Annotated in this window: 19 protein-coding genes; 16 read left to right on the plus strand and 3 right to left on the minus strand. The window is 38.5% G+C overall.

Annotated features, from left to right (window positions below; all coding sequences use genetic code 11):
• Nucleotides 1–26 precede the first annotated feature (26 nt).
• The 5 genes from AAG807_RS14300 to AAG807_RS14320 all read left to right on the plus strand — a co-directional run bounded on the left by AAG807_RS14300 (nucleotide 27) and on the right by AAG807_RS14320 (nucleotide 2,816).
• Complete coding sequence (locus AAG807_RS14300; protein ID WP_341905267.1) at nucleotides 27–626, plus strand: hypothetical protein; 600 nt, start codon at nucleotides 27–29, stop codon at nucleotides 624–626.
• 33 nt (nucleotides 627–659) lie between these two features.
• Nucleotides 660–1,058 (plus strand): VOC family protein, encoded by a 399-nt coding sequence (locus AAG807_RS14305; RefSeq protein WP_341905270.1) that lies wholly within the window; start codon nucleotides 660–662, stop codon nucleotides 1,056–1,058.
• Nucleotides 1,059–1,720: 662 nt separating this feature from the next.
• Nucleotides 1,721–2,317: a DUF4142 domain-containing protein gene (locus AAG807_RS14310; protein WP_341905273.1), complete on the plus strand. Its 597-nt coding sequence runs from the start codon at nucleotides 1,721–1,723 to the stop codon at nucleotides 2,315–2,317.
• 36 nt (nucleotides 2,318–2,353) lie between these two features.
• The gene (locus AAG807_RS14315; RefSeq protein ID WP_341905278.1) at nucleotides 2,354–2,581 is read left to right on the plus strand and encodes a DUF2383 domain-containing protein; all 228 of its coding nucleotides are present in this window, start codon (nucleotides 2,354–2,356) and stop codon (nucleotides 2,579–2,581) included.
• Between the two features lie 16 nt (nucleotides 2,582–2,597).
• Nucleotides 2,598–2,816 carry a hypothetical protein gene (locus AAG807_RS14320; RefSeq protein ID WP_341905281.1) on the plus strand — a complete coding sequence of 73 codons (219 nt, stop codon included), beginning with the start codon at nucleotides 2,598–2,600 and terminating at the stop codon, nucleotides 2,814–2,816.
• A 418-nt stretch (nucleotides 2,817–3,234) separates the two neighbouring features.
• On the opposite strand, the gene AAG807_RS14325 is transcribed toward AAG807_RS14320, so the two are convergent.
• The gene (locus tag AAG807_RS14325; RefSeq protein ID WP_341905283.1) at nucleotides 3,235–3,615 is read right to left on the minus strand and encodes a VOC family protein; all 381 of its coding nucleotides are present in this window, start codon (nucleotides 3,613–3,615) and stop codon (nucleotides 3,235–3,237) included.
• Nucleotides 3,616–3,878: 263 nt separating this feature from the next.
• Complete coding sequence (locus tag AAG807_RS14330; RefSeq protein ID WP_294862311.1) at nucleotides 3,879–4,028, minus strand: hypothetical protein; 150 nt, start codon at nucleotides 4,026–4,028, stop codon at nucleotides 3,879–3,881.
• A gap of 374 nt (nucleotides 4,029–4,402) precedes the next feature.
• Between AAG807_RS14330 and AAG807_RS14335 the strand changes: the two genes are divergently transcribed.
• A complete protein-coding gene (locus AAG807_RS14335) occupies nucleotides 4,403–4,822 on the plus strand; it encodes a DUF3788 domain-containing protein (protein ID WP_341905287.1) in 420 nt (139 codons plus the stop codon).
• Between the two features lie 145 nt (nucleotides 4,823–4,967).
• On the opposite strand, the gene AAG807_RS14340 is transcribed toward AAG807_RS14335, so the two are convergent.
• Nucleotides 4,968–5,435: a hypothetical protein gene (locus AAG807_RS14340; protein ID WP_341905288.1), complete on the minus strand. Its 468-nt coding sequence runs from the start codon at nucleotides 5,433–5,435 to the stop codon at nucleotides 4,968–4,970.
• 298 nt (nucleotides 5,436–5,733) lie between these two features.
• Here AAG807_RS14340 and AAG807_RS14345 point away from each other — a divergent pair, with 298 nt between their 5' ends.
• The 10 genes from AAG807_RS14345 (at nucleotide 5,734) to AAG807_RS14390 (ending at nucleotide 17,734) form a co-directional block, all read left to right on the plus strand.
• The gene (locus AAG807_RS14345; protein WP_341905291.1) at nucleotides 5,734–6,558 is read left to right on the plus strand and encodes a universal stress protein; all 825 of its coding nucleotides are present in this window, start codon (nucleotides 5,734–5,736) and stop codon (nucleotides 6,556–6,558) included.
• A 336-nt stretch (nucleotides 6,559–6,894) separates the two neighbouring features.
• A complete protein-coding gene (locus AAG807_RS14350; RefSeq protein ID WP_341905294.1) occupies nucleotides 6,895–7,941 on the plus strand; it encodes a squalene synthase in 1,047 nt (348 codons plus the stop codon).
• Nucleotides 7,938–9,254 (plus strand): FAD-dependent monooxygenase, encoded by a 1,317-nt coding sequence (locus tag AAG807_RS14355; RefSeq protein ID WP_341905297.1) that lies wholly within the window; start codon nucleotides 7,938–7,940, stop codon nucleotides 9,252–9,254. Before AAG807_RS14350 ends, AAG807_RS14355 begins: the two co-directional genes overlap by 4 nt.
• A complete protein-coding gene (locus tag AAG807_RS14360; RefSeq protein WP_341905300.1) occupies nucleotides 9,255–10,274 on the plus strand; it encodes an isopentenyl-diphosphate delta-isomerase in 1,020 nt (339 codons plus the stop codon).
• A complete protein-coding gene (locus tag AAG807_RS14365; RefSeq protein WP_341905304.1) occupies nucleotides 10,274–11,587 on the plus strand; it encodes a hydroxymethylglutaryl-CoA reductase, degradative in 1,314 nt (437 codons plus the stop codon). Before AAG807_RS14360 ends, AAG807_RS14365 begins: the two co-directional genes overlap by 1 nt.
• A gap of 18 nt (nucleotides 11,588–11,605) precedes the next feature.
• Nucleotides 11,606–12,487 (plus strand): GYDIA family GHMP kinase, encoded by an 882-nt coding sequence (locus AAG807_RS14370; protein ID WP_341905307.1) that lies wholly within the window; start codon nucleotides 11,606–11,608, stop codon nucleotides 12,485–12,487.
• Nucleotides 12,488–13,543 (plus strand): diphosphomevalonate decarboxylase, encoded by a 1,056-nt coding sequence (mvaD, locus tag AAG807_RS14375; RefSeq protein ID WP_341905310.1) that lies wholly within the window; start codon nucleotides 12,488–12,490, stop codon nucleotides 13,541–13,543. It abuts the gene before it with no gap.
• Between the two features lie 3 nt (nucleotides 13,544–13,546).
• A complete protein-coding gene (locus tag AAG807_RS14380; RefSeq protein ID WP_341905311.1) occupies nucleotides 13,547–14,488 on the plus strand; it encodes a hypothetical protein in 942 nt (313 codons plus the stop codon).
• A 3-nt stretch (nucleotides 14,489–14,491) separates the two neighbouring features.
• Nucleotides 14,492–15,478 (plus strand): polyprenyl synthetase family protein, encoded by a 987-nt coding sequence (locus AAG807_RS14385; RefSeq protein ID WP_341905314.1) that lies wholly within the window; start codon nucleotides 14,492–14,494, stop codon nucleotides 15,476–15,478.
• A 6-nt stretch (nucleotides 15,479–15,484) separates the two neighbouring features.
• Nucleotides 15,485–17,734, plus strand: coding sequence for a terpene cyclase/mutase family protein (locus AAG807_RS14390; RefSeq protein WP_341905317.1), 2,250 nt, complete (start codon nucleotides 15,485–15,487; stop codon nucleotides 17,732–17,734).
• The last annotated feature ends 48 nt before the right edge of the window (nucleotides 17,735–17,782 follow it).

The following is a 17,782-nucleotide window of genomic DNA, read 5'->3' on the forward strand; positions in this document are numbered from 1 at the left end:
TTGAAAAGTTTACACGAATTTGAAAAATGATAGCGATTCTAATATTCATAGTAATTGGACTTGGACTCAACTTAATTCCACAGTTGACAAATAAAGAACTTCCTAAAAATGAAAAAAACATCATTAAACTAATGATTCTAGCTACGTTCTTTTTTTTAGCTCTGATGATATTGTTCTTTAATGGTTATTGGCTCAAAGGTCTTTATTCAAGTTTGATTGTCAAACTGATTTTTATTTTAACAAGTGTAGTATACTTTACAAGGGTTAAGAATACAAGGAGAAAACTAATATCCGCAGTACTAATAATCCCTTTAATGTTATTAACTATTGGATCCGTGATGTTAAGTCAACCAGTTTACAGATATAAGATCAATAAAGATTTGAATCTATTAATTAGCAGGGAGGGATTTTTAGCTTGCGGGGAAATTATCAGACTGACTAAATCGGAGTTTGGAATATTTGAAAGGGAATTGATCTATGATAGTAATCAGTGTTTAATTGGAATTAAAAAAATAGAAACCATCCAATTCAATAAAAATCAAGCTGAGTTTTTAATTTATCACAACGGAAAAATGGATTCTGAAAATCCTTATAATTATATCATCGAAAACAAACATCTTTGGTGAAAAGAACCAATAATAGAATAAATACACTAAAACATGGAAGAGCAAAAAAATGATACACCAAAAGTAACCGGAATCGGAGGGATTTTCTTTTTCTCAGAGAACCTGCCGGAAACAAAGGAATGGTATGCCAAGAATTTAGGTCTTGAGATCAATGATTGGGGCTCATCCAGTTTTGAGTCGAGAGATTTGAACAATCCGGATAAAGTCAATTCCCTTCAATGGACACCATTTAAAAAAGGAAGTGAATACTTCGCTCCTTCCCAAAAGGAATTCATGATCAATTACCGTGTTCAGAATATTGAAGGCATGATCAACAAACTCAAAGAGAATGGAGTGACCATATTGGACGAACTGGTTACTTATGACTTTGGAAAATTCATTCATATCATGGATGATGAAGGCAACAAGATTGAATTGTGGGAACCTAGCTAACCACAATTGATAACCACTCAAGAGTTTTCCAACAAATACCAATTTTGGGAGGCGCTTACCAGTAGGAATAATGTATTTAAAACAGACTTGCTTCTCTTTCTAAACAATTAACAGTTTTTAAAAGAGCACTAATATTTTTATAAAGCACGCGGATTTAGTGGATTTTCGCAGATATAGATAGGTTACAATCTGCGCTCCTACCTTGTCGGAGTCTGTGAAATGCGCCAACGCTGACCGGTAGGCAGCCATTTTATTTGGCATTTGTGGTAAACTAAAAAAGAAATGTACTTCAAAAAGTAGTTTGGGGTGAATAACACATCCCCAGCTCATCCATCAACCGGCGGATGAGTTTTTTGTTTTCAAATTTCCCGATTCGCCCTATCAATCCGGCTCCATTTTTTTATAAAAAAAGCTAAAACCACTCATTCCAGCCCTTTTTCAAACCTCTTTCCGGATTATCTCAACTCTCCCGTAAACACTGCATATCCGCAAGTGATTAGTCCGCATTTACAACTCCTAAAAGTGGGATTAGTGCAAATTTTCAAAAATAAAGTGTAACACCTTTTCTTTCGAAGGTGCGCATTTTTACTTCACGCTGAACAACACATATAGGATGTTGTTCATGAATTAAAACAGTTTCAATAACCGAAAAAATAACAGTCATGAAAAATGTAAGAACAGCAAAAAGAAGCTTCCTTTATTTAGGATTCTTAAGCATGAGTCTATTTATTATCCATTCGTGTAGCAATAGTAATCCGGAGGATGCAAAGGAAATTGCAGAAGATCAGAATGAAGAAAAATTCGATGATCGGAAATCAGAAAAAGATGCAGACTTCCTGGTAACAGCAGCTGAGATTAATCTCGAAGAAATCAAATTGGGTGAATTAGCTCAACAAAAAGGGTCAACAGCCGATGTGAAAGCACTTGGAAAGATGATGGTTGATACACATACAGCTGCTCAAAATGATCTGGAAAAATTGGCTGCAAGCAAATCCATTACCATTCCTGTTGTTTTGACGGAAAACGGAAAAGATGCCTACGATGATCTGAATGAAGAAGATCTGGGTATGGATTTCGACAAAGAGTATTCTAGTATGATGGTTAAAGGTCATAAAGATGCGATCCGCGAGTTCGAAAACGCTTCTTCCAATGCAGAAGACGGAGATATCCGCAACTGGGCTTCATCCATGCTTCCTGCATTACGCACGCATTTGGATCATGCTGAGGCTTGCAAAGAGAAATCTAAAGCCGCAAAGTAGAATTTGAAGAATAGGTAATCATAAAAACAAACAATCATGGGAACAACTAATGAAAAAATAGTAGCTAGCTTAAATAACCTGGTCCAAATCAATAATGATCGCATTCAGGGGTATTTAACGGCAGCACAGGAAACAGATCAGGACGACCTGAAAAGTGTTTTCTCGGAAATGATGACATCAAGTCAGGAATGTCGCCGTGAACTGGTGCAGGAAATAAGCAAATTGGGGGGGGACTCCGATAGAAGGAACAACTGTTTCAGGTAAAATTTTCCGCGTTTGGATGGATGTGAAAGCAGCTTTAACGAGTAAAGACCGAAAAGCAATTTTAAATTCTTGTGAATTCGGTGAAGACGCTGCACTAAAAACATACGAAGGAGAAATTGACAGCGATGTTCTTAGCGGAGTAGAACTCTTACCTCTTGTAAAAGAGCAACATTCAAAGATCAAAGCCGGGCATGACAAAATCAAGCAATTACGCGATGCCGCTGCCAAAGCATAATTAAGACAGGAAATTAATCTGTTCTTAAACACGATTCATTAAGGGTTGTCTCAAAAAGACAACCCTTGCTTTTTTAGTACCTTCCTAGCTAAATTTTTGGATAGCTTCCGGGCTAACCGGAGTAAAGAAGTTGATCAGATTCCCAATTCAAAACCTAAAGTTGGAAAAAATGTTTTGATATCGGGTTGAATGCCTCTATCGGATTCAATCTGAAACTAATGAGAAATATCTGGCTAAATACTGATTTTAACTATTACACCGGTTTAACGGCAATCCACGGTAACCAGTACAACTCGAATTTCGGGGTGAAGGTTGGTGTTGCATTTGGTTTGTAACGAAAGTAATACTCCATAAAAAACGGGAATCATCCATTGTGGATCGATTCCCGTTTTTATTTGAATGAACTTGTAAAAACACCTTATTCCTGTATCAAAGCTATGATATTCTCCGACGGATCCGTGAACCAAGCCAATGCAGAACCATCGTTATTACGTGTAATTCCTTTTGAATCCGTTTTGATATATGGCATATCGTACTGAAGAAAGGAAACTCCTTTTTTAGCTAGTTCATGCACCGCATCATCAATATCCGTAACAGGAATGTTCAAGACAGTATAAGTTGCCGGAACATGGTTTTCCTTCGGATAGATAATGAATTTCATCCCATCATTCACTTTTATTGTCAGAACTGACATATCACCTTTCTCCACATCCAAGCCCAGTACGTTCTTGTAAAAAAAGTAGGCTTCATCCGTGTCATATGCTGAAAAACCGCTAAATATTTTCTCTCTTTGTATCATCGTTCTATTTTTTATCTGAACTTCTCATTAATGTCTTAAATGTAAAACAATCATTGGACAAAAAAGGGAGCCTTCGCTCCCTTAAATCTAAAAACTTAACATCACCTAACTTGGTCCTTACATGATTAACCAGGTATCTAAGTTAGAGCTATGTGAAACAAAAAGTTTACACTGATTTCTAAAATAGTTACATAATTATTAGATTTTTGAGATGAAACACCTACGCTTAAAAAATCTAATAATTACTCCTGAAACGAAGCTTTTCAAGATTTCCCCGGAAGCCACTGAGTCACAAGTCCTGCTACTGCAAGAATGATGGTCAGATGATAAACACCTCCCATATCAAATCTAAAATAAGCTATTGACCAACCCATCCCTACAAGAAGGGACAACGTACTAATAATTACCCTCATAACCCTTTTTATTAATGATGAAACTTATTCTTAAAATCCAATTAGCTACAATTAAAAAGTAAAGTCGCTTTTAAGGGAAAAAGAGGGGATGTTGACTGATTCGTTCATCTGTAAAAAAATGGTCAAGCGGGGTTTTCACCCCATCTTAACCCCACACGATTTACCCACTTCACAAAAGTTGCGTTCCAAAATTTGTATATCTAAAGTAGTTGAGCAAATACGAAATGTTTTGTCAAATCATTTGTGCTTTTTACATAGTTATTGGATTTGTTATATTTCAAACTTTTACACCTGTATTTTGTTAGTTATGAATCGCCTATCCGGTGTACTATTCAGACAAGAAGGACTTCCGGCTTTTTGATTAATTTAGATTGATGGATACGAGTGTATTTACCAATAAGACTATTGTTCCGGAAGACCAGGATCTAAGTAGAGAATTGAACGACACCTCTGTTTTATGGCATGCGATCCGGAATCATGTTCACGGTTTGTATCCTGACGCAATGGATGAATGGCATTATTCCGGGGTCAAATATGGATGGAGTTTTAGAATAAAAGACAAAAAACGAGTGATCGTCTATTTACTTCCAAGGGAAGGATTCTTCAAGACCGCTTTCGTTTTCGGACAAAAAGCAACGGATGTTGTCATGGAAAGTACAATAGCACCAAGCATCAAGGAGCTCTTAAAATCTGCCAAAGTCTATGCAGAAGGACGTGGGATCAGGATTGATATACTGGACTCATCCTTGGTAGATGATGTAAAGCAGTTGATTGAGGTTAAGTTGAAGAACTAAGTAATATCCCTTTTAAGTCAATCACTCTTTGTAAAGATTAAGCAACCACGACAGGAATTCCGGCAGCACTTATTGGTCCTTTTTACCGGATACAATAAGTGCTTTACCGCAATCTTTTTTATAAATCAATGTTTCCAAGAGGTGATTATTTCACATTATCCTTAAATAAGTCTTCCAACGATTTCATCAATTCATCCGTGTCGTGTTTAAATTCACGCTTAAACGATTCGTTTTTTTCTTCCACCAAGTGATCAATCTTTTTCAAATCCTTTTTAAACGCTTCATTCCTTTGATGAAGTTTGTCTTTCAATGATGCCAACTCATTTTTAGTTTTAAGATATTCTGCCTTCAGTTTTTGGGTGTTTTTCTTGTTTTCCTTTGCAAGAGTGACTTCCATTTTTTTCAAATCGCTTTCCATGCCTGCGATCAGGCTATCGGATTCCTTTTTGAAGCCATTCCAGTCAGCCGTTATTTTTTCTTTGTAGGCTTCATCCTGTGCTTTTTTTGCCGTTTCCAATTTTTGATTTGCATCCTCTGCTTCTTTAGTTGAAGGTTGATTGCAACTGAACATCAATGTTGTGATAGCTAAAGCTAATACCGTTTTATTTTTCACGTGATTTGTTTAAAGTTTATGCTGTAAAGTTGTAAATCAATTAGTCTCAACCCTATGATTAGACTTACTTTCATGGATGACATTACTCACTGATATTCTTCATCAGGAAGAATGACCCAGCTCATTTCAATCGGTTTGTTTCCGAAGTAAATTTGTTTTAGAGGCACATCGTTTCAGCAAATGAATCATGCGTTTATTCGTACACATCTTAATTCCGATTTCCGGGATTGGTATATACTAAAGCGATCGTCCCACTAAAATTTCAACTTGTCATGTGCAATTTTTTAACCCTATTATTATGAAAAAAATACTTGTCCCAACAGATTTTTCAATTCTATCCGATAACGCTTTGAACTATGCCGTGCAACTGGCAAAAAAGACTGAAGCTGAACTTTTTCTCTTTCATGGCTACCTGATACCTTCTCCCATGTATGATCCTTTGATCATCGTGCCAACTGAAGACGCACTTCAAAAAGAAGCAATGTCGTCTTTGGAAAAACTACAGCAATGGATTAAGTCAACGGATCCTGATTTAAAAGTCAGTTATGGCGCTTCACCCGGAATACCCGATGATGAAATCATGGAATGTGCCCAAAAAGAAAATGCAGATCTGATTGTCGTAGGTGCCCAGGGAGCCGGTTACCTGAAAGAAAAAGTTATCGGAAGCACCGCATCACAGCTTATTCGAAAATCAAAGACACCGGTGCTTGTTATTGATAAGGAAGTCCAATTTAAAGAACTTAAAAATATCGTTTTGGCAGTTGATTTTAAGGAAACGGATAACAAAACGGTATTGAAACCTTTGAAACAACTTGCAGCATTATTCAAATCCCATGTACATGTATTGAATGTGTTTCCTGAGTCGGAGGCTATTCCTACACTAGGTGAAATTGCTGAAAGCTTCAGACTGATCCATTCCCTGAAGTTTATCCATCACAGTTTTTTTTACCGGGAAAACACAGATGTTGTCTCAGGGATCAATGATTTTGTGGAAAAACATGACATCGACCTGGTTGTAATGATCACACGCAATCATTCGATAATCAGCCGTTTATTTCATGAATCACATACAAAGGCAATGGCTTTTCATAGCAAGGTGCCTTTATTGACACTTCACGAATAAATTACCAGTCGCTATGATTCTACCTCCTCACCCTGAAAAGGGAATCTGCCGTAACGTGTGGAAAAGTCGAAGGGATGAACCATGACAGTCTGAGTTTAAGAAAGAGCATTTTCGACCTTTTTGATTGAAAGTTTAATCAATATTATGTGTGGTAAATTGTTTTAAAAAATTAATGTGTATGCATAGGGATTGGAAAGTTAGTTTTTAAACGTTAAAAATTAGGCCCAATCTCTAAAATGTACGTATTTTTGTGCCCTACAAATTGAAGAAAAAATAATGATTAGAAGGGCCGCATATTATTCCTTTCATGTATCTGAGTTGGTGTATCTTTTACAGATGAAGAAAGAATTCAAACAATTCAAACCTTCGGAGTACCGCTTAAAAGATTTATCTCAATCCACAGATGATTTAAGTTATTGCTATGAAGCGCTTAAAAAGGTTTCGCGTTCTTTTGCTGTCGTGATTCAGCAATTGCCGGACGATCTTAAAAATCCTGTTTGCTTGTTTTACCTCGTTTTAAGAGGTCTCGATACCATTGAAGATGATATGAACATCGACAATGCTGTCAAGAAAGACATGCTCCTTACCTTTGCTGACCGTATAAACAAAGAAGAATTTATTCTTGAAAATGTGGGAGATACCCAAGACTATCGGGATTTAATGCTTCATTTTGACAAGGTTATTCGTGAATACCAAAAGCTTGGACCGGAATACAAAGCCGTTATTAGTGACATAACTAATGAAATGGCGATCGGGATGAACAAGTATGCGCATAAAACCGTTGAAAGTTATGAAGACTGGGACGATTACTGCTATTACGTTGCCGGATTGGTCGGAATTGGTTTGAGTAGATTGTTTCTTGCCTCAAAATTAGAGACAAGTGTTAAGCTATCTGATAAAAGCCTCAGTAATGAAATGGGATTGTTCCTTCAAAAAACAAATATCATCCGTGATTTTGCAGAAGATTTGGAACAAGGACGTATTTTCTGGCCGGAGGAATCCTGGAAAAACAAAGCAAATACGTTACACGAATTGCAAGCGGATGAAAAAAGTGGGCTTTCAGCATTAAATGAAGTGGTACTCAATGCACTTGAACATGTTCCTGCCTGTCTTGAATTTTTAGAATGCCTAAGCGACCAGAAAATTTTTCGTTTTTGCGCCATCCCTCAATTGATGGCTATTGCAACATTGAAAGAGCTTTACAATAATCCACAGGTCTTGCACAAAAACGTTAAAATCAGAAAAGGAAAAACTGCTAAATATTTTATAGCAATTCAGGATTTTAACAGTACAAAAAAAGAATTCATCTCTATTCTTAACAGTTTAGAGAAAGAAGATCATACAGGTAAAATTAAATCGATATTAGCCAAAATTCAAAGATGAGCACAGGTGAATTTGATATCATAGTTATAGGTGCCGGAGTTGCCGGAGGTGTCTTTGCTGCTTCCCAACCCGCTAGCACACGTATCCTTGTTGTGGAACGTGACCTTACAGAGCCGGATAGAATTATCGGTGAATTAATGCAGCCCGGAGGAATTCAGGCTTTAACGAAACTGGGACTTGGTCATTTACTGGAAGGTATTGATGCACAGGAAGTCAATGGCTACAATCTGATTAAAGGGAACGAACGCTTCACCATCAAGTACGATGAAGTCCAAAAAGGAATCAAGGGAATTGGTTTGAGAAACGGAAAGTTCCTGACAAATATCCGAAAGGAGCTTGAACAAAGGGAGAACATCACCGTGGTTCAGGGAAATGTTACCCAAATCCTGGAGAACAACAACACCATTATCGGTGTAAGCTACACACAGGAAGACGGAACAACTGTTTCCCAACATGCAAAATTGACAATCGTCTGTGATGGACCAATGTCCGTACTGCGTGATAAATTGAGTAAAGTGAACAAGAAGGTAACTTCCTATTTCATGGGCTTGGTTCTGAAAGATTTAGAATTGGAATTCCCTTCTTATGGTCACATGATCGTTACAGGTGAGTTTCCAGTCTTGGTTTACCCGATCCATACAAATGCATATCGGATCCTAATTGATTATCCCGGTGGAAAAGCTCCCAAAATGGGGAAAGAGTCAATGGAGCGCTTGAAGGAAAGTGTAGTGAAAATATTACCTGAAGAAATGATTCAATCATTTTTAAAGGCAATGGACGAAGAACCCTTCAAGGTCATGCCGAATCACTCCATGAAAGGCCAGGCATTTCGTATGAAAGGTGCTGCACTTTTAGGTGATTCATTAAACATGAGACATCCTTTGACAGGTGGAGGAATGACAGCAACTTTTTCAGATATCCTTTGTCTGAATGGTGAATTGGCGGGAATGGATTTTCAGGATGAAAAAAAACTGGAATACGCCATCAATGATTATTATAAGAACAGAGGGGAAAATGTTGAAACAATCAATATTTTGGCAAACGCTTTGTATGGAGTCTTCACCAACGATGAATTAAAAGAAGCATGCTTTGAATATTTGCAGAAGGGAGGAGAGCAAGCTACAGGTCCGCTTTCCATTCTTTCGGGAATAAACAAAAACAAACAATTTCTGTTGAAACACTTTTTTAAAGTGGCGATGCAGCACCCGATACATTTTATTACTAAACCGGCGAAACAAATACGCTTATACAAAAATGCAAAAAGAATTCTTCTTCCCATATTAAAGGACGAGGAAGTTCCGGCAATGATCTAAATGGAGAAAATTGAACACGAATCGCTTGAAGCGGCAGACTTAAGGAAACAGAATCATTTGGATTTGGCCTTTGCTTCACAAAGCGCCTTATCAGATGGTCGTTTTTATTACGAACCGATGTTAGAGGGGCACCCTGAACAATCAGACATATCTATTCAACTAGGAGCGAAAACAATGCGTTATCCTATTTGGATTTCCAGTATGACGGGAGGTACTTCCACTGCAGGTCCAATCAATAAGATGTTGGCAAAAACGGCTAATAAATACGGTTTTGGAATGGGTCTTGGGTCTTGTCGGATCATTTTGGAAGACAATACCTATTTCGATGATTTTAACCTGCGTCCGATACTGGGTGATGCTTCTCCCCTGTTTGCCAATGTAGGAATTGCTCAAATTGAGCGATTAATAGATAAAGGTCAGGCATCCAAGCTAAAAGCACTGGTAGATAAATTGGATGCGGATGGTTTGATTGTCCATGTTAATCCTTTGCAGGAATGGTTGCAGCCAGAAGGTGATTTGATTCAACGCTCCCCGCTTGTCACAATTAAACAGTTGTTGAACGAGATTGACACAAACATCATTGTCAAGGAAGTGGGTCAAGGATTTGGTCCTGAAAGTATGAGGGAATTACTAAAACTGCCGATTTTGGCAATCGACTTTGCTGCAAATGGCGGAACAAACTTTTCAAAATTGGAGTTATTGCGTAACGAACCATTGAAAGCTCATTATGAAGATGTGATCGCTTTGGGGCATTCTGCTACCGAAATGGTCGATTTTTTAAATAAATCAATCCAAGAACTAGGATCTGAACGTAAGTGTAATAATGTGATTATAAGTGGTGGAATAAAAAACTTTTTAGATGGTTATTACTTAACCTCTAAAGCAAACATCCCCGCGATTTACGGTCAGGCGGCGCCATTCTTAAAACATGCAAATGAATCTCAGGAAGCCCTGGATACATTTGCTGAAATACAAATTAAAGGATTATTAATGGCTCAAAAATTTCTAAAAATAAGATAATGGAAATATTAATAGAAGGGTTCTCAAAAAAGAACAAACAGGAGAAGTTGGAGGCGATTGCAAAGTTTTGTAAATCACCAAATAAAACGATAGAAACATTTAAAAGTTTTGATCACCCGGATGCTTCTGTTCAAGAAGTGATTGACGAGTTTAGTGAAAACACTATCTCGAATTTCCACTTACCTTATAGCATTGCTCCAAACTTTTTGATCAATGGAAAGACCTTTGCCGTTCCAATGGTCATTGAAGAAAGCTCTGTTGTAGCTGCTGCTTCAAAAAGCGCGAAGTTCTGGTATGCCTTAGGAGGATTCCATACAGAGATCGTTGATACGGAAAAAGTAGGACAAGTTCATTTCTTATGGCACGATGATATTGAAAAACTGATCAATCGTTTTGATGAATTAAAACAGCTTTTATTCAAAGGTTCAGAAGATATTACGGTAAACATGCGTAACCGTGGTGGTGGTATTAAGGATATTGTCTTAAAAGATCTTTCAGACAAGGAGCCAGGATTGATGCAGTTATTCGTCACTTTTGAAACAATCGATTCAATGGGGGCTAATTTCGTGAACTCCTGCTTGGAACGATTCGCTGAACTATTTAGAAACTGGCACCAAACCCAACCGGACTTTAAAAAGGATGGATTGGAGATCATCATGTCTATTCTCTCTAACCTTACGCCTAATTGCGTGGTCAAATGTTGGGTGGAAACGGATGTTAAGAACCTGGATGGAATTGTTCCGGGTATTTCCGGGAAAGAGTTTGCCAAAAAGTTCCATACAGCCGTGAGAATTGCACAAGTAGATCCTTACCGTGCAACGACGCACAACAAAGGAATTTACAATGGTGTTGATGCAGTGGTATTGGCAACAGGAAATGATTTTAGAGCAGTTGAAGCCTGCGGTCATGCTTATGCAAGTATGAATGGCAGTTATTCTTCTTTGACGAATTGTACGATCGTTAACGATATCTTCCGTTTTGAGCTGACTTTACCCATTGCAATGGGGGTTGTTGGCGGATTGACGAACTTACATCCGTTGGTGAAACTGTCACACGAAATTTTAGATTTCCCGAATGCAAGAGAATTGATGGGAATAGCAGCAGCAGCAGGATTGGCAAACAATTTTGGAGCGGTTAAATCATTGACAACGACAGGTATCCAACAAGGACACATGAAAATGCACTTGTTCAATATCATGAATCAATTAGAAGTCAAAAAAGAAGACCGCGATAAAGTAGTGGCTTACTTCAAAGACAAAAATGTCTCGGTGTCTGCAGTTCGTACCTATGTTGAATCTTTTCAATTAGTCTGATTGGCAGTTTCTGAAAATATGATAAGAACCTATAAGGCATCAGGAAAACTGATGCTTTTTGGTGAATACCTCGTGCTGAATGGATCAGACTGTCTGGCTTTCCCCCTAAAATTCGGACAAACACTTTCAGTAACAAAGTCGGACGAAATTATCTGGGAAAGCCATTCCAAACATGGAATCTGGTTTTCTGCTTCTTTGAGCGATGATTTCACCATTCTGGATACCAATAACGAAGAAGTTGCAGCAATTTTGCGGCAGTTGTTCCTCGTCATTCGATCTGAAAAACCCGATCTTGATTTCAATCAAAAATTCAAGATCGAAGCGAATTTCGAATTGAATTGGGGACTTGGTTCCAGTTCTACATTGATCAGCCTATTGGGTCAATGGTCGGGTGTAGAAACCAGGAAACTGCTTGAAGCATCTTTTGGCGGATCGGGTTACGACGTGGCTTGTGCCACAGCAAATGCTCCGATTCTATATGCTAATGGAAAAATTAAAAAGGAGGTACATCTCCCGGAGTCAATAACGGATAAACTCCTGTTTATTTATTTGGGGAACAAGCAAAATTCACGAGAAGAAATTAAGCGTTTTAAGAAAAAAGAAGTTGCTCAACACCAAATCGAAACAATGAATGCAATGATCTCAAATGCATTACAGACAGATAAAATAGAGGTGTTTGAACAACAATTGAATCTTTCTGAAGAGTTAATTTCATCAATTATAGGGACTATTCAATTAAAACAGCGTTTCTTTGCCGATTACCCCTATAGTATCAAATCGCTGGGTGCCTGGGGTGGAGATTTTTTTATGGCAACTTACAGAGACCTGAAAACAGCAAAAAACTATTTTGAAGAGAATGGATATGACATATTATTTACCTATCAAGAATTCATAAAATAAATGGAAACAGATAAGGAACTGATGAACAAAGTAAAAGTAACGTGGTGCTGCCCGTCCAATATTGCTATTGTTAAATACTGGGGAAAAAAAGGAAATCAAATACCTTGTAATTCCTCGTTAAGTTTGACTTTGTCAAATTCATTTACAAAAGTCGAAGCCGAATTATCCGAAAAGACTTCTGATGAAGTGGTTGAGTTATCCTACTATTTCGAAGGAGAGATCAACGAAAAATTCGGTCAGCGGGTTGCGAAATTTTTGATCGATAATCGTGAATTCTTCCCGTTTATAGAGGAGAAAGCGATTACGATACATTCCTCTAATAGTTTTCCTCATTCAGCAGGAATTGCCTCTTCTGCATCTGCATTCGGCGCAATTTCCCTGGCACTTTTAGATATTGCCTACAGCTTGCAAGGAAAAGAGAAAGACGAAACCTTTTACACGGAGGCTAGTAACTTAGCTCGATTAGGAAGTGGAAGTGCATCACGCAGTATGTTCGCCGGATTTGCCTTATGGGGAGAAAATGACCAAATCCAAAACTCTTCGAATCAACATGCAATAGCGATCAAGGATGTACATCCAACGTTTCAGAACATGAAAGATGCCATTCTGATTATCGAAGATGAACCCAAGAAGGTATCCAGTTCTGTCGGTCACTCCTTAATGAATAACCATCCGTATGCAGAAAACCGTTTCAAGCAAGCAAATGAACGCACAGCTGAGTTGGTTGAGATTCTGAAGACCGGAAACATGGAAGCATTTATTCAAATGTGTGAATCAGAAGCATTGACATTGCATGCGATGATGATGACATCCATGGATTATTATCTATTGGTGAAACCGGGAACAATTACAGCCATTGAAAAATTGATGGAATTCCGCAAGGAGAGTAACGTTCCTGTTTGTTTTACATTGGATGCAGGTCCGAATGTTCACGTTCTTTATCCGAAAGCGTATGAAGCAGAGGTCGAAGAATTTATAAATAACGGGTTACGCGACACATATAAAAAAGTCATTTTCGATGAAGAAGGCTTTGGTCCAACAAAATTGAATAGTTAATAGATGGAAAGAGTTAATTCAAAAATTCTTGTGTTTGGAGAATACAGCGTTTTACATAACGGTATGGCTCTGACAATTCCATTCAGCAAATTTTCAGGGAAATTGTGTTACCCTAAAACCGTAGAAGAAAGTGCAATTGCGGTATTATCCAACAAAGGCATTAGAGAATTCTTCAAGCATATTTTAGAAAATCACCCGGACGATACATTCAAATTGAATGTGAATCAACTATCACAGGAATTGGACAAAGGATTGTTTTTTAGAAGTGATATTCCACAAGGTTTTGGTTTAGGAAGTTCCGGTGCGCTTGTTGCCGCAATATTCCTACGCTATTTGGAAAAAGCCGGTGATTTCAAAGATGAATTGAAGCACTTAACAATGGACCGTGTTCAAAGTTTAAAAAGCACTCTGGGTTCTTTGGAAGGGCATTTTCACGGAAAGAGTTCGGGGATTGATCCCTTGAGTATCATTATCAATGAACCCTTATTATTAAAAGCCAACAAGGAAATTGTAAGAGTGGATATTCCTGCTTACGATGAAAACGGAAAGAACGTACTGTTTTTATTGAATACCGGGATGGCCCGAAATTCCGAAAAACTGATTAAGCAATTCAATACTGCGTGTGAAAAAGAAGACTTTCAGCAAAAATTGCAAACGAAGTTGATTGAATATGCCAATGCAGGGATTACTGATTTCCTGAAGGGTGATACTGAAAATTTTTATCTGAACCTGGAGAAATTAGTCAAATTTCAATTGGACGAGATGGATTATCTGATCCCGAAAAAATACCAAAGCATTGTTCAGCAAGGGCTGGAGACGAAAGATTATTACTTGAAGATTTGTGGATCCGGCGGTGGTGGATACATGATCGGGTTTACCCAAAACTGGGAAGAAACACAGCAATTACTAAAAGGCGAAGATTTAGAAATTTTCTATAGATTTTAAATTATGACGACAGCAACTACAATAAAAGAGGATTTGGAAATCCAAAGAAAAGCGATTATTCATTTTTTGGAGACGGAAGCATTGGAAGGTTTCCCAAGTAACTTATCTGATTCCACGTATCATATTATGACACTTGAAGGAAAGCGTTTGCGCCCTATCATGGTGTTAATGGCTGCTCAGGGCTTCGGTGTAACTACTGAAGCGGCTATGACTGCAGCAATTTCAATTGAAGTGTTCCATAATTTCACACTGGTACACGATGATATCATGGATAAGGCTTTGTTGCGCAGAGGAAAAATCACCGTGCATGAAAAATACGGGGTGGATAAAGCCATTGTAACAGGAGATGCCATGCTACCCCATTCTATCGGTTTGCTGATCAAAGGAAATGAAGATAAGGCTGCAGTTTTAATCAAAAGTTTCCTGAAAATGGCTCAGGAAGTGATGGAAGGACAGCAATACGATATGGAATTTGAAACACAGGAACTAGTGACTGTGGAAGAATACATGAATATGATTCGCCTGAAAACATCTGTTCTGTTCGGATGTGCTTGTGAGATAGGCGCTATTTTAGGTAATGCCTCCGTCGAAGATCAGAAAAAACTATACGATTTCGGACTTTATTCCGGATTGGCATTCCAAATTATGGATGACTACCTGGATACATTCGGCGATGATACATTCGGAAAACGAATCGGAGGAGATATCTTACTGAATAAAAAGACATTCCTATTGATCAACGCAATGCAACATGCAAATTCGGATCAAAAAGCCTGCATCGCGGAGTTATTTGAGGAAAAAGATGAAGAAGCGAAAATCAGTGGATTCCAGACTATTTTTAAAGAAATCGGAGTAGCTAAGATCGCTTTGGATAAAATGGAAGAACTACATGATAAATCTGTAGAAGCTGTGATGTCCTCCGGTCTTTCTGAAGAAGATAAACGAAAAATGATCGAATTAGGTGAGATCATGCTTCGCAGAACAACTTGATACACGATGAATTTCGACCAAAAGGATCCCGCTTATTTTTGGGAAACGTGGAAGTTTTCTTCAAAAAACGGACAACAATCCTGGCAATTTGAAATTCCGGATGATTTAAAAGGGATCATTCAATCTGAATCCGATTGGGAAAAACCTGAAGGAGTAGCTTTTTTAGAGGCTTTTGACCGTGCATTTATCTTTGACAAGAAAGTCAATCCGAATTCCGGTGACCGGGTATTTCGTCATTTGCGCAAGAAACAAGTCGGTGAGCCGAAGATTATATCATCCACCGAAGCGGATGCTCTATCCCTCAAAGACAGAGCCCGAATCAGCTTGTTAAATGGCTTTTCGTTTTACGAAACACTACAGGAACCTGATGGAAATTGGGCGGGTGACTACGGTGGTCCGCTGTTTCTAATCCCCGGATTGGTCATCGCATCCTACATTACAGAGACACCTTTTGAAAAACCGATGCAGGTTTTAATGAAGCGCAATTTATGGAATCACCAAAACGAAGACGGTGGTTGGGGATTGCATATCGAAGGACATTCAACCATGTTCGGAACGGTCATGCAATATGTGACTCTCCGTATTTTGGGTGAAGATCTTTCCAATCCCGACATGAAACGCGCGCTTGATTGGATTTTAAGCCATGGTGGAGCAGTACAAATCCCCATGTGGGGTAAGTTTTATCTTTCAGTGCTAAATGTCTATGAATGGGCAGGAAATGATTCTTTATTGCCTGAATTGTGGAAGTTACCAAAATGGCTTCCTTTCCACCCCGGAAAATACTGGTGTCACAACCGAATGCTTTACCTTCCAATGTCCTACTGCTTCGGAAACAAAGTAAAAGGACAAGAAACTCAATTGGTCAAAGAATTAAGAACCGAATTATACACAACAGACTATTATTCAATTAATTGGAAAAAAGCACGTCGACAAGCATGTGAAATAGACATTTTCAATCCTGTTAGCAAATGGTATACCCGTTTAAGTAAGATCATTAACGGGTACGAAAAAATCCATTCCGGGAAGTTCAGAAAAAGTGCATTGAAATATGTTGCAGATTACATTGACCATGAAGATATCCATACGCGTTATATCAATATCGGTCCGGTAAATCAGGCAATGAATTCCATTTGTGTGTGGCATAAACACGGAAAAGATTCCGAACAATTTAAAAACCACGTTGAACGCTGGAAAGATTATTTGTGGATCGCCGAAGACGGTGCTAAGATGGGAGGTTATAATGGTTCTCAATTATGGGATACCGCATTCGCCGGTCAGGCTTTGATAGAAGCAGATATGGAAACCAGTTTTCCGGAAATGGCAGAGAAAATTTATCACTTCATCGATATCACACAAATTGACCGCAATCCGAAGGAATATACCAAATACTGGAGAGATGTAACACTCGGATGCTGGCCTTTTTCAACCATTGATCACGCATGGGCAGTGACGGATTGTACGTCGGAAGGAATGAAGACCGCTCTTTTATATAACAACAAGGAACACATCAACAAGCAAAACCCGATGGATGTGGAGCGCTTGAAGCCTGCTGTTGATTGGTTGTTATTTATGCAAAATAAAGACGGAGGCTGGGCTTCTTATGAAAAGCGAAGAGCTCCGAAATGGATTGAAATATTAAATCCTTCGATGTTATTTGAGAATATCATGACAGAAGTGACCTATACGGAATGTTCTTCTGCTACCATGCAGGGATTAAAGGAATTTTCAGAAAATCACGATTATCGCAGAGAAGATATCAAAAGGGCACTTGTGCGCGGAGGGAAATTTTTACAATCGAAACAAGATCCCGATGGCTCCTGGTATGGCTGTTGGGGAGTATGTTACACGTACGGAACCTGGTTTGGTATTGAAGGTTTACTGGCTGCCGGTCATAAAAATGACACCTCATCGCCTGAGATTCAAAAAGCATGTGACTTCTTGTTGAGTAAACAGCGACCGGATGGCAGCTGGGGAGAATCCTTTGAATCGTGTGTAGAGCACAAGTACATCGAACACGAAGACGGGCAGATAATCAATACGGCATGGGCGCTTCTTGCTCTGATGAAAGCAAAGCATCCCGACAAAGCTGCCATTGAAAAGGGAATTGAGTTTATTCTTTCCCGACAGGAATCAACCGGTGATTTTCCTCAAGAAGGAATTTCCGGGGTATTTAACGGAAACTGCATGGAAACCTATACTGCATATAGAAATATTTTCCCTTTATGGGCGGTAGCGCGGTATTACCGGTATTTATAAGAAATAGAAATCAGAAAGCCATTCGTCAATTAACGGATGGCTTTTTTG

It is taken from the genome of Fluviicola taffensis DSM 16823 (genome assembly GCF_943372375.1).
GTDB lineage: Bacteria > Bacteroidota > Bacteroidia > Flavobacteriales_D > Crocinitomicaceae > Fluviicola > Fluviicola taffensis_A.

What these genes read in the sequence shown, in the direction of transcription:
- AAG807_RS14305 (WP_341905270.1), top strand. Translation starts at nt 660, where the DNA reads ATGGAAGAGCAAAAAAATGATACACCAAAAGTAACCGGAATCGGAGGG.
- AAG807_RS14385 (WP_341905314.1), top strand. Translation starts at nt 14,492, where the DNA reads ATGACGACAGCAACTACAATAAAAGAGGATTTGGAAATCCAAAGAAAA.
- AAG807_RS14355 (WP_341905297.1), top strand. Translation starts at nt 7,938, where the DNA reads ATGAGCACAGGTGAATTTGATATCATAGTTATAGGTGCCGGAGTTGCC.
- AAG807_RS14365 (WP_341905304.1), top strand. Translation starts at nt 10,274, where the DNA reads ATGGAAATATTAATAGAAGGGTTCTCAAAAAAGAACAAACAGGAGAAG.
- AAG807_RS14335 (WP_341905287.1), top strand. Translation starts at nt 4,403, where the DNA reads ATGGATACGAGTGTATTTACCAATAAGACTATTGTTCCGGAAGACCAG.
- AAG807_RS14300 (WP_341905267.1), top strand. Translation starts at nt 27, where the DNA reads ATGATAGCGATTCTAATATTCATAGTAATTGGACTTGGACTCAACTTA.
- AAG807_RS14330 (WP_294862311.1), bottom strand. Translation starts at nt 4,028, where the DNA reads ATGAGGGTAATTATTAGTACGTTGTCCCTTCTTGTAGGGATGGGTTGG.
- AAG807_RS14350 (WP_341905294.1), top strand. Translation starts at nt 6,895, where the DNA reads ATGAAGAAAGAATTCAAACAATTCAAACCTTCGGAGTACCGCTTAAAA.
- AAG807_RS14380 (WP_341905311.1), top strand. Translation starts at nt 13,547, where the DNA reads ATGGAAAGAGTTAATTCAAAAATTCTTGTGTTTGGAGAATACAGCGTT.
- AAG807_RS14370 (WP_341905307.1), top strand. Translation starts at nt 11,606, where the DNA reads ATGATAAGAACCTATAAGGCATCAGGAAAACTGATGCTTTTTGGTGAA.
- AAG807_RS14325 (WP_341905283.1), bottom strand. Translation starts at nt 3,615, where the DNA reads ATGATACAAAGAGAGAAAATATTTAGCGGTTTTTCAGCATATGACACG.
- AAG807_RS14360 (WP_341905300.1), top strand. Translation starts at nt 9,255, where the DNA reads ATGGAGAAAATTGAACACGAATCGCTTGAAGCGGCAGACTTAAGGAAA.
- AAG807_RS14390 (WP_341905317.1), top strand. Translation starts at nt 15,485, where the DNA reads ATGAATTTCGACCAAAAGGATCCCGCTTATTTTTGGGAAACGTGGAAG.
- mvaD (WP_341905310.1), top strand. Translation starts at nt 12,488, where the DNA reads ATGGAAACAGATAAGGAACTGATGAACAAAGTAAAAGTAACGTGGTGC.
- AAG807_RS14315 (WP_341905278.1), top strand. Translation starts at nt 2,354, where the DNA reads ATGGGAACAACTAATGAAAAAATAGTAGCTAGCTTAAATAACCTGGTC.
- AAG807_RS14310 (WP_341905273.1), top strand. Translation starts at nt 1,721, where the DNA reads ATGAAAAATGTAAGAACAGCAAAAAGAAGCTTCCTTTATTTAGGATTC.
- AAG807_RS14320 (WP_341905281.1), top strand. Translation starts at nt 2,598, where the DNA reads ATGGATGTGAAAGCAGCTTTAACGAGTAAAGACCGAAAAGCAATTTTA.
- AAG807_RS14345 (WP_341905291.1), top strand. Translation starts at nt 5,734, where the DNA reads ATGAAAAAAATACTTGTCCCAACAGATTTTTCAATTCTATCCGATAAC.